The sequence below is a fragment of the Acidovorax sp. NB1 genome, assembly GCF_005405905.1.
Taxonomy (GTDB): domain Bacteria; phylum Pseudomonadota; class Gammaproteobacteria; order Burkholderiales; family Burkholderiaceae_C; genus Acidovorax.
In genome coordinates, this window is sequence record NZ_BJHU01000032.1 from 19393 (window position 1) to 33244 (window position 13852).

Genomic DNA, 13852 nt, shown 5'->3' on the forward strand with positions numbered 1-13852 from the left:
CTGGCGCCGAAGGCCCAGCCGCACGGCAGCACACATTGTGAACAGCCCATGACCGCGTGTCACCGGCCCGGGAATAGTTGCCCGCGATGGCTCAGGACTTGCTAGCATGGCCCGCATATGCCCATCCACGCCGCGCTCCACCACGTCACGCATTACCAATACGACCGGCTGGTCGGCCTCGGACCGCAGACCATCCGATTGCGGCCTGCGCCCCATTGCCGCAGCAATGTGATTTCGTACTCGCTCAAGGTCGAGCCCGCGCAGCACTTCATCAACTGGCAGCAGGACCCGTTCGCCAACTACCAGGCACGGCTCGTGTTCCCCGAGAAGACACGCGAGTTCAAGGTCACGGTGGACCTGGTGGTGGAAATGGCGGTGTACAACCCCTTCGACTTCTTCCTGGAGCCCGAGGCCGAGCACATCCCGTTCAAGTACAGCAGCGATGTGCAGCAGGAGCTGGCACCCTACCTGGCCACCGACCCGGTGACGCCGATGGTGCAAAAGTACCTGGACAAGATCGACCGCAGCAAACAACGCTCCATCGACTTCCTGGTCAAGCTCAACCAGCAAGTGGCGCAAGACGTGCGCTACCTGATCCGCCTGGAACCCGGCGTGCAGACGCCCGAAGAGACGCTGCAAAAAGCCAGCGGCTCGTGCCGCGACTCGGGCTGGCTGCTGGTGCAGCTGCTGCGCCACCTGGGGCTGGCGGCACGGTTTGTGTCGGGCTACCTGATCCAGCTCACGCCCGACGTGAAGGCGCTCGATGGCCCCAGCGGCACCGACCACGACTTCACCGACCTGCACGCCTGGTGCGAGGTCTACCTGCCCGGCGCAGGCTGGATTGGCCTGGACGCCACCAGCGGCCTGATGGCGGGAGAGGGCCATATCCCGCTGGCCTGCACACCACAGCCCTCGGGCGCCGCGCCGATTGAAGGCGGCGTGGACAAGGCCGAGGTGGAGTTCAGCCACGAGATGCGCGTGACGCGCATCTACGAATCGCCCCGCGTGACCAAGCCCTACACCGAAGACCAGTGGCAGGCCGTGCTGGCGCTGGGCGAGCAGGTAGACGCCGACCTGGTGGCGGGCGATGTGCGCCTGACCATGGGCGGCGAGCCCACCTTTGTGGCCGTGGGCGACCGCGACGCACCCGAGTGGAACACCGATGCGCTGGGCCCCACCAAGCGCGGCTTTGCCACCGAACTCACGCACAAGCTGCGCGCCGAATACGGCCAGGGTGGCTTTTTGCACTTTGGCCAGGGCAAGTGGTACCCGGGCGAGCAGTTGCCGCGCTGGGCGCTGTCGATCTGCTGGCGCTCCGATGGCCAGCCCGCGTGGCAGAACCCCGCGTTGTTTGCCGACGAGCGTGACCCATGCCACTACACCAGTGCTGACGCCGAGCGCTTTGTGCGCACGCTCACGCGCAAGCTGGGCATCACCGACCGCTACATCCAGCCGGGCTACGAAGACACCTTCTACTACCTGTGGCGCGAGCGGCGCCTGCCCATCAACGTAGACCCGTTCGACGCCCGCCTGGACGACGAGCTGGAGCGCGCCCGCCTGCGCCGCGTGTTCGAGCAAAAACTCGACAGCGTGGTGGGCTATGTGCTGCCGCTGCAAGCGGGTGTGGGTGCGGGCACGCTGGCGGGCAGCGTGTGGAGCACCGGTCCGTGGTTCTTCCGCGACGACCGCATGCTGCTCATCCCCGGCGATTCGCCCATGGGCTACCGCCTGCCGCTGGACGCCCTGCCTTGGGTGAAGACATCGGACACCGAGCACCTGATCCCGCACGACCCGACGGCGCCGCAGGGCCCACTGCCCGCTGCCACCACGCTGCGGGCGCGGTATTCCGTTTCAGCGGGCCCCGTCACCGGCGACCGCGACCTGCCCTACCTGGCGGGCGCCACCGCGCCGGGCGAGGCACGCCGCATGGCGCAAGGCACGGCTGGCGGCGACCACGCACGCCAGGCCGGGCAGCCCGACCCGCATGCGGGTATGCAAGCGCCGGGCAAGTTCCAGTCCGCCGCAGGCCTGTCGCGCACCGCCCTGTGTGTGGAGGTGCGCGACCCACGCCGCGCCAGCGGCCCCAAGGCCGAGAAGGTGGGCGAGAAGTACGGCGTTTTGTACGTCTTCATGCCGCCCCTGGCGCGCCTGGACGACTACCTGGACCTGCTGACCGCCATCGAGACCACAGCCGAAGAACTGGGCATGAAGATCGTGCTCGAAGGCTACCCGCCGCCCCGCGACGCACGCCTCAAGCTGCTGGCGGTCACGCCCGACCCCGGCGTGATCGAGGTGAACATCCACCCCGCCAGCCACTGGAAGGAGCTGGTGCAACACACCGAGTTTTTGTACAACGCGGCGTGGGAAACGCGCCTGTCGGCCGAGAAGTTCATGACCGACGGCCGCCACACCGGCACCGGGGGTGGCAACCACTTTGTGATGGGCGGCGCCACACCGGCGGACTCGCCCTTCTTGCGCAAGCCCGAACTGCTGGCCAGCCTGCTGCTGTACTGGCACAACCACCCGAGCCTGAGCTATTTGTTCAGCGGCCTGTTCATCGGCCCCACCAGCCAGTCGCCGCGCGTGGACGAGGCGCGCAACGACCAGCTCTACGAACTGGAAATCGCCCTGCGCGAGATCGAGGCCAACCGCGCCATCTACGGCCAGGACATGCCACCCTGGCTGGTGGACCGCACGCTGCGCAACATCCTGGTGGATGTGACCGGCAACACGCACCGCAGCGAATTCAGCATCGACAAGATGTTCTCGCCCGACAGCAGCACCGGCCGCCTGGGCCTGCTGGAGCTGCGCGCCTTTGAGATGCCGCCCCATGCCCACATGAGCGTGGTGCAGCAGCTGCTGCTGCGCGCCTTGATCGCACGCTTCTGGAAGGCGCCCTACCGCGCCCCCGCCGCCCGCTGGGGTACCGAGCTGCACGACCGCTGGATGCTGCCCACCTTCATCCAGCAGGACATGCACGACGTGGTGGCCGAGATGAACGCCGCAGGCTATGCGTTTGACCCCGCCTGGTTTGCGCCACAGTTTGAGTTCCGCTTCCCCATGGTTGGCACCGTCCAATCCATGGGCGTGGAGCTGACACTGCGCAACGCACTGGAGCCCTGGCATGTGATGGGCGAAGAAGGCTCTGCGGGCGGCACCGTGCGCTATGTGGACTCGTCGCTGGAGCGCATCGAGGTGCGCGTGACGGGCATGAACGAAAGCCGCCATGTGGTCACCGTCAACGGCCAGCCACTGCCGCTGCAAAGCACGGGCACGACCGGCGAGTTTGTGGCCGGTGTGCGCTACAAGGCGTGGAACCCGCCCTCGGCCCTGCACCCCACCATTGGCGCGCATGCACCGCTCACGTTCGACATCGTGGACACCTGGATGAACCGGTCGCTGGGCGGCTGCCAGTACCACGTGGCGCACCCCGGCGGGCGCAACTACGACACCTTCCCGGTCAACGCGTACGAGGCCGAAAGCCGCCGCCTGGCGCGCTTCTCGCGCATGGGGCACACACCGGGTCGGCTGGCGGTGCCGCCTGCGACGATTGAGCTGCCGGGCAGCCGGGAGTTTCCGTTCACGCTGGATCTGCGGCGAAAAATGCGGCCGTAGGAAAGCCACCCCCTGAGTCGCCTGCGGCGCCTTCCCCCTTGAAGGGGGACGATGCCCTCGCTGCGGGGCGGCCCTTGCTCGGCGTCCCTGGCATCGGCCCCGCCAGTTTCGACGGGTGCGGGTAACCCGCAGAGTGCCGGAGACCAAATGCCCGAAAATCGAGTGCAGTGACAAACCCCAACGACCGCCTCTTGCCCACCGACCTCCCTGAAAGCGCGGCCCAACTCGCTGCCGCGCTGGCGCCCGCCGCTGCGGCGGGGCATTTTGATGAGCTGCGGGGCGCCGGTGTCAGCGCGCCCACGCCCCCCACCAGCCACCTGGCAGGTGCCGCGAATACTCCTTCTTCAATAGCAAACAACCCAGACCTGTCCCGCGCATGGGCCGATTTTTTTGAGCATTTGGGCCCCGAAGGCTTTCAGGACCTGGACCGGCGCATGCACAGCCTGCAGCGCCAGGTGCGCGACAACGGCATCACCTACAACGTGTACGCCGACAGCAATGGCCCGCAGCGGCCCTGGTCGGTGGACCTGTTCCCGCTGATCCTCTCGCAGGGCGACTGGGCGCACATCGAGCGCGGTGTGTTGCAGCGCGCGCGCCTGCTCGACCGCGTGATGGCCGACGTGTATGGCCCGCAGGAGCTGCTGCGCACAGGTCTGCTGCCCAGTGCGCTGGTGCAGGGCCACCCGGGCTATCTGCGCGCCATGCACGGCGTGAAGCCCGTGGGCGGCACGCACCTGCCGATTGCAGCGTTCGACATGGCGCGCGATGCGCAGGGCGCCTGGTGGGTGGTCACGCAGCGCACGCAGGCACCGTCGGGCCTGGGGTATTTGCTGGAAAACCGGCTGCTGATCTCGCGCCTGTTCCCCGAGGCGTTCAGCCAGATGCATGTGCAGCGCTTGGCCGCCACCTACCGCGCACTGCTCGACGGGCTGCGGCGGATGAGCCCTGCGGGGGCGGATGCGCGCATCGTGCTGCTCACGCCCGGCCCGTACAACGAGACCTACTTCGAGCACGCCTACCTGGCGCGCTACCTGGGTCTGACGCTGGTGGAGGGCAACGACCTCACCGTGCGCGACGCGCGCCTGTACCTCAAGACACTGCACGGCCTGCAGCCGGTGCACGGCATGCTGAAGCGCCTGGACGACGAGTTTCTGGACCCACTGGAGCTGCGCAGCGACTCGCGCCTGGGCGTGCCCGGCCTGTTGCAGGCCATCCGCGCGGGCAACGTGCTGGTGGCCAATGCGCCGGGTTCGGCGTTCCTCGAATCCTCGGCCATGCTGGGCTTCATGCCTGCGCTGTCGCGCCACCTGCTGGGCGAGGAGCTGGCACTGCCTTCGCTGCCCACCTGGTGGTGTGGCGAGCAGGCGGCCCAGCAGGCAGTGTTGCCCCAGCTGCCCCACAGCGTGATCCGGCCCACCTGGCCCAGCCTGCAGCGGCCCCCGGTGCTGGGCGGCACCTTGTCGCCCCAAGACCTGGCCCGGTGGACGGAACACATCCAGGGCCAGGGCGATGAATACACCGTGCAGGCCTACCTGCCGCTGTCGCAGGTGCCCACCTGGCGCACCGAAGGCAGCGACGGTAGCAGCCATGGCGGCAGCCACATCGCCCCGCGCTCGGTGATGCTGCGCGTGTTTGCCGTGTGCGACGGCCCGGGCTCGTGGCGCGTGCTGCCCGGCGGGCTGGCACGCATCGCCACCGACGAGCGCGAGATTGCCTCGATGCAACGCGGTGGCAGCAGCGCCGATGTGTGGGTGCAGACCGATGACCCGGTGGACACCACCACGCTGCTGGCCCACAACCAGAGTGCACCGGCCGTGGTGCACCGCAGCCGCCAGGTGACCAGCCGCGCGGCCGAAAACCTGTTCTGGCTGGGCCGCTACACCGAGCGCACCGAGAACGTCACGCGCCTGGCGCGCATTGCGCTGCAGTGCCTGAACGGCGAAGACCAGTCCTCACAGCCTCTACTGGCCTGGCTCAGCACCCTGGCCGTCGGCCAGGGCCTGGTACTGCCATCGGTGCCGCCCGCCACCCAGGCTCGGCGCGTGTTCGAGCGTTCACTCGTTGCAGGGCTGACCCAGCCCGCCCAGGTCACCAGCGTGGGCTACAACCTGCGTGGCATCCTGGGCGCCGCCTCGGCCGTGCGCGACCGCCTGTCGCAGGAGCACTGGAATCTGATCGTGAGCACCGAAGCCGAGTTTTTTGCGCAGCGTCCCCCCGGTGCCGACGACGGCGACCACTCCCCGCTGGAGGCATTGCGCCAGCTCGAAACCCTGAGCGGCCGCACCGCCGCCATGACGGGCCAGCAGACCGACCGCATGACACGCGACGACGGCTGGCGCCTGCTGTCGATCGGGCGGCACCTGGAGCGCCTGGGCTTTCTGGCGGCTGCGCTGGACAGCGGCCTGCAGACCGGGGCGGTGTTTGATGAGGGCGGCTTCGAAGCCATGGTGGCGCTGTTTGACAGCACCATCACCTTCCATGCGCAGTACCAGCAGCGGCGCGACATGCCCGCACTGCTGGACCTGCTGGTGATCGACCGGGACAACCCCCGGTCCCTCGCCTGGGTGGCCCAGACGCTGCGCGGGCGCATCGCCAAGATCGAGGCGGCCGCAGGCACGCCCGGGGAATCCGCCGCCACGGGCATTCCCGACGCCTCGGAACTGTCGCTGGCGGCACTGTGCACGCAGGATGCCGAGGGTCGCTACGCCGCACTGGAGCAGTACCTGGCAGCTTGTGTGCAGGGCGTGATGGGCCTGTCAGATGTGCTGGCGACGCGGTATTTCACCCACTCTGCCGACGCACTGCGGCACAGCGTAGGGGCCTGACCATGAAACTGCGCGTCATCCACGAAACGGTGTACCAGTACACGCCCGCCGTGCAGAACGCCCAGCACATGGCCCACCTGCGCCCGCGCACCGGCCCGGTGCAGCGGGTGCTGACCCATGCGCTGCAGATCGACCCTGCCCCCGCACAGTGCGAGGCCATGCAGGACGTGTTTGGCAACACCCGCGCGTTCTTCAGCCTGCCTTTCACCCACGAGCAGTTGCGCGTGCGCGCCGAAAGCCTGCTGGAGACAAGCCCGCCGCCGCCCGTCCCCTCTGGCGAGCCCTGGGAGGCAGTGCGCGAGCGCCTGGCCTACCGGCGCGGCCAGCCCCACCACGCGGCCACCGAGTTCAGTTTTGCCTCGCCCTACATCCCCCGGCACGCGAACTTTGTGGCCTATGCCGCCGAGAGCTTTGCGCCGGGGCGCCCGCTGATGGATGCAGCACGTGACCTGATGGCACGCATCCATGCCGACTTTGCCTACACCTCCAACGCCACCGACGCGGGCACGCCCGCGCTCGAATCGCTGCGGCTGCGCCGGGGTGTGTGCCAGGACTTTGCCCACGTGATGATCGGCTGCCTGCGCAGCCTGGGCCTGGCAGCCCGGTATGTGAGCGGCTACCTGCTGACCGAGCCCCCGCCCGGGCAGCCCCGGCTGGTGGGGGCCGATGCCTCGCACGCCTGGGTGTCGGTGTGGTCGCCCTGCGCCGCCCCACGGGGCGACGGGCTGGAAGGGGATGCCTGGTTTGACCTGGACCCCACCAACGACCGTGCGGCAGGCGAGGACTATGTGACCCTGGCCATCGGGCGCGACTACTCGGATGTCTCGCCGCTGCGCGGCGTGATCCACGGTGGCGACCACCACCTGCTGCAGGTGGCGGTCACGGTGGAACCCATCGGCTTCAGGCCGCCGACGGCGCCAGAAAATCCCGGCTGATCCGCGCGCCCAGGTCGTTCACCCGCTCCAGGAACTGCATGAGGTAGGCATGCAGGCCGTTGGTGAAGATTTCGTCGATGCACGCAAACTTCAGGCGGGCGAGCAAGCGCCCGGCCTGCCGCTGGGTCTCGCCCGACGGGCCGCTGCCCAGCATGTCGAGGTGGCCCGTCACCGCCTGCACGCAGGCGTGCAGCGAACGGGGCATGTCGGCCCGCAGGATCAGCAGCTCGGCCACACGCTCGGGCGTGATCACGTCGCTGTAGGCCTTGCGGTAGGTCTCGAAGCCCGAGACGCTCAGCAGCACCGCGCTCCAGTGGTAATAGTCCTGGTCACGGCTCTGGTCCTGTGCGAGGGCCGCCGCGCCCAAAAAATCGCTTTGCACGGCATGGAATTTCACATCCAGCAGGCGCGCGGTGTTGTCGGCACGCTCCAGAAACGTGCCCAGGCGCATGAAGTGCAGCGCCTCGTCCTGCAGCATCGTGCCCACCGTGGCGCCCCGCGACAGGTGCGAGCGGAACTTCACCCATTCAAAGAAATGCGCCGGGTCGCGCTCCAGTGCGCCGCTGGCCAGCAGCCGGTTCACCTCCAGCCAGGTCTGGTTCTGGATCTCCCAGGCCTCGGTGTTGAGCGCACCACGCACCGCGCGTGCGTTCTCGCGCGCCGCCTGCAGGCAAGCCACGATGGAGGAGGGGTTGGCCGGGTCCTTGACCATGAAGTCCAGCACCTTGGCGGGCGTGACCTCGCCATGCAGCGCGGTGTAGGTGGGCAACAGCTCGCTGATGGACAGCAGGCCCTGCCAGCCCCGCGTGGCCACATCGGCGGGCTGGGGGAGCAGAGCGGCCTGGTGGTTCACATCGAGCATGCGGGCAATGCTCTCGGCCCGCTCGGTGTAGCGGGCCATCCAGAACAGGTGGTCGGCGGTGCGGCTCAGCATGGTCATGTCCTCCCGGGGTTGGCGTGGCACTGCCCATACCAAGCAAGTTCCAGGCCCCGGCTACCAATACCGAGCAAAAACAGGTGCTACCGCCTGCCTCTATTCACTTTTTAGCTATATTTTTAATAGCATTCACAACAACAGGCGCAGGCGGCAGCGGTGCTGGCGCTGCCACGGCTGCGGCCGGGCGCTGGCCCGCAGCGCGCACCACGTCGTGCACAAAGCGGAGCTTGGCAAGCGCCTGCTCGGCCAGCGCAAAGGGGTAGGCGTCCAGCTGGCCCAGGCTGCGCGTGAGGCTGTTGAGCAGCAGCGTCAGGGGTACGAGGTGCTGCAGCATGGCGTCGAAGCCCGGCGCCGGGGTGCCAAAGGGATCGACGGCACGGCTGTGCTGCGCGCCGTAGATGCCTGGGACTGTGACCTCGGTAGCGTAGCTGGCCGAGGTCTCCAGCAGGTCGATCATGTGCAGGTAGTGAGCCCAGGTCTCGGCCCAGTCCTCCCACGGGTGGGCCGAGGCATAGGCGCTCACATGGTGGTCGGCCCAGTCGCCCAGGTCATTGCCCCTGGCGTAGTGGGCCTTGAGTGCTGCTGCGTAGTCCTGGCGCTCGTCGCCGAACACGCGGCGGAAATCGTCGATGCGGCCGCCGTCGCGCACCAGCTGGTCCCAGTAGAAGTGGCCGGACTCGTGGCGCAGGTGGCCAATCAGCGTGCGGTAGGGCTCGCCCAGTGCAATGCGACGACGGGCGCGCTCGTCGTCGTCCGCCTCGGCCACATTGAGTGTGATGGTGCCGTTGTGGTGGCCCGTCAGCACCGGCGGCCCCCCGGGCACTTCGGCCATCAGCTCGAACACCGGCCCGCTGCGGCCGGGCGCAGGCTCCAGGCCCAGGCGTGCCAGACCATAGAAAAGACGCCGTTTGGCTGCCTCGATCTGCATCCAGCGGCCCAGGTTGGCGGGCTCGGTCACATCGGGCATCACCCGGGTCTGGCGGCACGACACACACAGCGGGTCGGCGTCATCGGCGGGCACCGCAAAGTTGCAGGCCTGGTGATCGGTGTGGTTGCGGCACATGCGGTACAGCGCGGCACCTGTGTCGCCATGGCCTGTGCCCACCCGGCGCCACAGCCCGCTATCCGTTGGCGGTGGCGGTGGCGGTGGCGGTGGCGGTGGCGACGCAGGCGCCATGGCGGCCATGGCCAGGGCGTCGGGCAGAAAAGCCAGTGCATTGCCGCAGTGCAGGCACTGAACACTGTCAAAAAACACCAGGTGACCACAGTGGTCGCAATTGAATACACGCATGGTGTGGAGCTTATCGGGGGCGCTGCAATGCGCAAGGCACGGGGCACACCCCGTGCCTTGCGCATTGCACAGAAAATGGAAATAAAAAAGCAGGCACCAGGACATGCCTGGTGCCTGCTTTGTGGCAATCGCCCTTGCGCGGCAGGCCCACAGCCTGCCAGCGCATCAGCTCAAGCCACGGGATCAGGGGCGCACAACGATGCTGTTGCGCACTTCACGCACATGCTTGGTGGTGCGGGCAATGTTCTCGGCCTGGTTCTTTTCGGCCTGCGACTTGGCAAAGCCCGAGAGCTGCACCGTGCCGTTGAGCGTCTCCACACTGATGGAGGTGGCAGACACGCTCTTGTCTTCGGCCATCTTGGCCTTGATGGCGGTGGTGATGCCCGCGTCGTCCACGTAGGAACCCACGGTCTGTTGCTCGCGGGCCACCGAGCAGCCGGTAGCGGTGACGATGGTGATGCCGGCGACTGCGGCGAAAGCAAGGGCACGTGCGTATTTCATGGTGTTTTCCTTTGTCTATGAAAAGAATGGTGGGGAACGCGGGGGCAAGAACATGTCCAGTCTACCGGCCAGTGACACCCTCCGTCACCGGTGGACTGCGCTAAAGGCGGGGCCGGTTGTCTCCTGCCCTGCCCGGGGTTCAGTATGTGCTGCGGGCCGTGCGGCGGCGGGACAACCACAGCGCCAGCGTGGCCACAGCAGCGCCCGACGCGGCGGCAATCACCAGCGACTTGCCGGGTTGCTCTGCCACATACCGCCCCGTGGCGTCGGCGGCCTGCTGGATCTGGCGGCGTGCACGGGCGCTGGTGTCTGCGCAGTAGTCGATGCTGCGTGAAGCCAATGCCTGGGCGCGGGCCGCCAGGTCGTCGATGGCGGGGTCGGTCCGCTTGCGCAGCGCGCGCACTTTGTCTTCGGCCTGGTCCAGCGTGTGGTCGGCCACCGCGCGGGTGGTCTGCACGGCTTCCTGCGCGCTTTGCAGCACGTTGTCGGCCAGGTTTCGGGCGCTGTCGGTCGCGGTGTGGGTGGCGGTTTGAAGGCTCATTGAAAAGCTCCTTGGAGTCATGTGTTTCGGGTGCGGGCCGCTGCCGCGACCAGAGGGGATGGGCGCGGGGTGGACTACCCCTTCTTGAGCAGGCCCAAGACAAAGGTGACCACGGCCATGATCACAAACACGAAGAACAGAATCTTGGCGATGCCCACGGCACCAGCGGCAATACCGCCAAAACCAAAGAGCGCGGCGACCAGGGCGATCACCAGAAAGACGACTGCGTAGTGCAACATTTTTTCCATCTCCTTGTGGGTGGCCGGAACACCGGCGATTGGGTGGCGCGAGAACTTCAGCGCCTGGACTCCACTGTAGGCAAGGGGATGCACCACGGATGCCGGTGCCCGGCGCGCGCTGCTGTCGGCGCCGCTGCGGGGGCGGTGTAGGACGGAGCGCCACACCCGGAGCCCCGCAGCACGCAGAAAGCCGCGGGGTGACGTGGACTCCACGGCCCCTGTGGGTGGTGATGGATGGGGTGGATGCCTTCAGCCGCCCAGGGCGGCAACGGCTGGCACCGCCACAGGCGCACGCTGCAGCGGGAGCACGGCCGACAGCAGGGTGCCATGGCCGGGGCGCGAGGTGAGTGCCAGCCGCCCCCCTGCCGCCTCGACCCGGTGGCGCATGCCCGCCAGCCCGTGCGAGGTGGGCCGCACGGTGGCGGGGTCAAACCCTACCCCGTCGTCGCGCACCTGCACTGCCACGTGGGTGGGGTGGGCGTGCACCGACACGAGCACCTTCTTGGCCTGAGCATATTTGCCGATGTTGGTCAGGGCCTCTTGCACCATGCGGTACACGGTGAGCTGGGTGGCGTCGGGCAGCTGCACGGCCTCCAGGCTGGTCTCCACCTCGATGCCTGCACGCTCGGCGTACTCACGCGTGAGGATCTCCAGCGCAGCAGTGAGCCCCAGGTTGGAGAGGGACGAAGGGCGCAGGTCTTCGATGATGCGGCGCTTGAGCGCGATGCCGCTGTTGAGGGTGTCCGTCAGGTGCTTGAGACGTTCGGCCACATCCGGCGCCGCGGCGTTGATCTTGGACTTGAGGCGCGCCACATCGAGCTTGGCGGCCGTCAGCAGGGCGCCCAGTTCGTCGTGCAGCTCGCGCGCCAGGTGCCCCCGTTCTTCCTCGCGCACCTGCTGCAGGTGGTTGGCCAGCTCCGACAGCGTGGCCGTGCGCTCGCGCACCAGGCCCTCCAGGCGGTCCCGCTCCCGCTCCAGCAGCGCCTGTTCCCGCAGGTTCACGGTCTGCACCGCCTGCGCCTGGCGCAGGTACATGTAGAAGGCCAGCAGGCCAATCACGGTGACAGTCGCAATGCCGATGCGCGACAGCGTGAGCGACTGCTCGATCTGCTGCTGGCCCTGCGACAGGCGCGCATCGCTGCGCTTGATCAGCTCCTGGGCATGGGCGCGGATCGCCTCCATGTGCTCCTTGCCCACGTCGGTGTTCAGGATGAATTTCCAGGCGTCCTCATTGCCCTTGCGGCGCAGCCGCAGGCTCAGCTCCATCTCGGCCAGCTTGCGCGATATCTGCCGAGACAGCAGCGCGAACTCCTGCATGTCGTCCGGGGACTCCATGAACTGGCCGCGCAACCGGTCCAGGTTGGTCTGCACGGTGGCCACGGCCTTGTCATAAGGCTCCAGGTAGGTGTCATTGCCGGTGAGCAGGTAGCCGCGCTGGCCGGTCTCGGCATCCAGCATGCTCTGCAGCAGCTTGTTCACATCCCCCCGGGTGGCCATGCTCTGGTCCATTTGCTCCAGCGCATCCTGCGACCGCATGTGCCCCGTTTCATTGATGCCCACCAGCACCATCGCCGCCAGCAAAGCCATGGGCAGGCTCAGCGCCATCTTGCGCACCTTGGGCAGCCAAAGCCGGGAGTTTTCTTGGAGATTCATAGGCTTGTTCTTTATTCTGGATAATGGACCATCACTTGCCAGGGGCCTGGGCAACGCACCGTGATGCCGCCCTCCCTGGATGCCCACACGCACTGGCAGCGCTGCCGCTGCCCCACGAAAGAAACATCAATGATCAAGATCGGCATTGTGGATGACCATGCAATTGTTCGCTCCGGGCTGCGGCAGTTTCTGTCGGAACATGTGGACCTGCGGGTAGAAGGCGAAGCTGCCAACGGCCGCGAAGCCATCGACCTGGTGCGCAACAAGGAAATCGATGTGCTGCTGATGGACCTGTCGATGCCCGGCCAGAGCGGGCTGGATGCCCTGGCCATGCTGCGTGCCAAGGCCCCCGACATGGGCATCCTGATCCTGAGCGGCTACCCCGAAGAGCACTATGCAATCAACCTGATCCGCCAGGGCGCCAGCGGTTATCTGAACAAGGAATGCGAGCCTGCAGAAATCGTCGAAGCCATCCGCACCATCGCGCTGGGCCGCCGCTACCTGACCCCCACGGTGGCCGAGCTGCTGGCGCAGCAGCTCAACCGCAAGGACGATGCACCGCCCCATGAACAGCTGTCGGAACGCGAGTTCCAGGTGTTCCTCAAGCTGGCCAAGGGCGAGACGGCGGGCGACATCGCCAAGGCCCTGTCGCTGAGCGTGAAGACCGTGAGCACCTACCGCACGCGGTTGATGGAAAAAATGGGCCTGTCGTCCAACAGCGACCTGACCTACTACGCACTCAAGAACCGCCTGATTGACTGACATGGGGAAGCCCTGGCCCGCGTCCGCAGTGGTGGGGCCAGGCAATGCCTTCTGTGGCATGTGCCAGGACTGGATGCGGGATGAAATAGGAGGTGCTCGACAGGTGCCCATGGACCCGGCGAGCGCGCATCAGGCGCCCGAAGACGGGCCCAGCGAACCGCTGGCATCCGTGCTGCCTGGATGGCTGCTGTGCAGCATGCAGTAATCCACCAGCGCATCAATTTCATTGGATTTGTCGAACACCGCGTCCACCCCGAGCTGCGCACAGCGCATGCGCACATCCGGCGTGGCGTAGTTGCTCAAAACCACCATCTTCTGGCCCGGGCGGCGCGTGCGGCAGGCAGCCAGCACCCCAAGCCCACTGCCCTGGCGCAGGAACAGATCGACGATGGCCAGGTCCCACTGCTCGCTGTGGGTAGAGAGCCACTGCGTGCCCTCGTCCTCGGTCTCTGCCACGCCCACGGCTTCCACAGACGCCAGCTCTTCCAGAGTCCCGATCAGGTTCTCACGGATGGTTGCGTTGTCTTCAACAATGTAAGTGCGCAGCTTCACA

At 67.2% G+C, this 13852-nt stretch carries 11 protein-coding genes; 4 read left to right on the forward strand and 7 right to left on the reverse strand.

Going from position 1 to position 13852, the window contains the following annotated elements; genetic code table 11:
• Positions 1-117 precede the first annotated feature (117 nt).
• From AvAM_RS16880 to AvAM_RS16890, 3 genes are all read left to right on the forward strand, one after another.
• Positions 118-3615 carry a DUF2126 domain-containing protein gene (locus AvAM_RS16880; protein WP_137748141.1) on the forward strand — a complete coding sequence of 1166 codons (3498 nt, stop codon included), beginning with the start codon at positions 118-120 and terminating at the stop codon, positions 3613-3615.
• 167 nt (positions 3616-3782) lie between these two features.
• The gene (locus tag AvAM_RS16885) at positions 3783-6440 is read left to right on the forward strand and encodes a circularly permuted type 2 ATP-grasp protein (RefSeq protein WP_137748142.1); all 2658 of its coding nucleotides are present in this window, start codon (positions 3783-3785) and stop codon (positions 6438-6440) included.
• Positions 6441-6442: 2 nt separating this feature from the next.
• On the forward strand, positions 6443-7375 hold the full coding sequence (locus AvAM_RS16890) for a transglutaminase family protein (protein ID WP_137748143.1): 933 nt from the start codon (positions 6443-6445) through the stop codon (positions 7373-7375).
• On the opposite strand, the gene AvAM_RS16895 is transcribed toward AvAM_RS16890, so the two are convergent.
• From AvAM_RS16895 to AvAM_RS16920, 6 genes are all read right to left on the reverse strand, one after another.
• On the reverse strand, positions 7341-8309 hold the full coding sequence (locus AvAM_RS16895; protein ID WP_137748144.1) for an alpha-E domain-containing protein: 969 nt from the start codon (positions 8307-8309) through the stop codon (positions 7341-7343). The genes AvAM_RS16890 and AvAM_RS16895 overlap by 35 nt on opposite strands.
• A 103-nt stretch (positions 8310-8412) precedes the next feature.
• Positions 8413-9603 carry a putative zinc-binding metallopeptidase gene (locus tag AvAM_RS16900; RefSeq protein WP_137748145.1) on the reverse strand — a complete coding sequence of 397 codons (1191 nt, stop codon included), beginning with the start codon at positions 9601-9603 and terminating at the stop codon, positions 8413-8415.
• 183 nt (positions 9604-9786) lie between these two features.
• Positions 9787-10104, reverse strand: coding sequence for a BON domain-containing protein (locus AvAM_RS16905; protein ID WP_137748146.1), 318 nt, complete (start codon positions 10102-10104; stop codon positions 9787-9789).
• 139 nt (positions 10105-10243) lie between these two features.
• Positions 10244-10645: a hypothetical protein gene (locus AvAM_RS16910; protein WP_137748147.1), complete on the reverse strand. Its 402-nt coding sequence runs from the start codon at positions 10643-10645 to the stop codon at positions 10244-10246.
• Positions 10646-10719: 74 nt separating this feature from the next.
• Positions 10720-10884, reverse strand: coding sequence for a DUF1328 domain-containing protein (locus AvAM_RS16915; protein ID WP_082836264.1), 165 nt, complete (start codon positions 10882-10884; stop codon positions 10720-10722).
• 249 nt (positions 10885-11133) lie between these two features.
• Positions 11134-12537 carry a CHASE3 domain-containing protein gene (locus AvAM_RS16920; RefSeq protein WP_137748148.1) on the reverse strand — a complete coding sequence of 468 codons (1404 nt, stop codon included), beginning with the start codon at positions 12535-12537 and terminating at the stop codon, positions 11134-11136.
• 129 nt (positions 12538-12666) lie between these two features.
• Between AvAM_RS16920 and AvAM_RS16925 the strand changes: the two genes are divergently transcribed.
• Positions 12667-13299, forward strand: a complete 633-nt coding sequence (locus AvAM_RS16925) for a response regulator transcription factor (RefSeq protein ID WP_137748149.1) — start codon at positions 12667-12669, stop codon at positions 13297-13299.
• Positions 13300-13428: 129 nt separating this feature from the next.
• Here AvAM_RS16925 and AvAM_RS16930 read toward each other — a convergent pair whose 3' ends face one another.
• Entirely contained in the window at positions 13429-13851 is a 423-nt protein-coding gene (locus tag AvAM_RS16930; RefSeq protein ID WP_137748150.1) for a response regulator, read from the reverse strand.
• Position 13852: the final 1 nt, after the last annotated feature.

Bases quoted from the DNA above. Each gene is read 5' to 3' on its own strand.
- AvAM_RS16880 (WP_137748141.1), top strand. From the start codon at position 118: ATGCCCATCCACGCCGCGCTCCACCACGTCACGCATTACCAATACGAC.
- AvAM_RS16890 (WP_137748143.1), top strand. From the start codon at position 6,443: ATGAAACTGCGCGTCATCCACGAAACGGTGTACCAGTACACGCCCGCC.
- AvAM_RS16895 (WP_137748144.1), bottom strand. From the start codon at position 8,309: ATGCTGAGCCGCACCGCCGACCACCTGTTCTGGATGGCCCGCTACACC.
- AvAM_RS16900 (WP_137748145.1), bottom strand. From the start codon at position 9,603: ATGCGTGTATTCAATTGCGACCACTGTGGTCACCTGGTGTTTTTTGAC.
- AvAM_RS16905 (WP_137748146.1), bottom strand. From the start codon at position 10,104: ATGAAATACGCACGTGCCCTTGCTTTCGCCGCAGTCGCCGGCATCACC.
- AvAM_RS16910 (WP_137748147.1), bottom strand. From the start codon at position 10,645: ATGAGCCTTCAAACCGCCACCCACACCGCGACCGACAGCGCCCGAAAC.
- AvAM_RS16915 (WP_082836264.1), bottom strand. From the start codon at position 10,884: ATGTTGCACTACGCAGTCGTCTTTCTGGTGATCGCCCTGGTCGCCGCG.
- AvAM_RS16920 (WP_137748148.1), bottom strand. From the start codon at position 12,537: ATGAATCTCCAAGAAAACTCCCGGCTTTGGCTGCCCAAGGTGCGCAAG.
- AvAM_RS16925 (WP_137748149.1), top strand. From the start codon at position 12,667: ATGATCAAGATCGGCATTGTGGATGACCATGCAATTGTTCGCTCCGGG.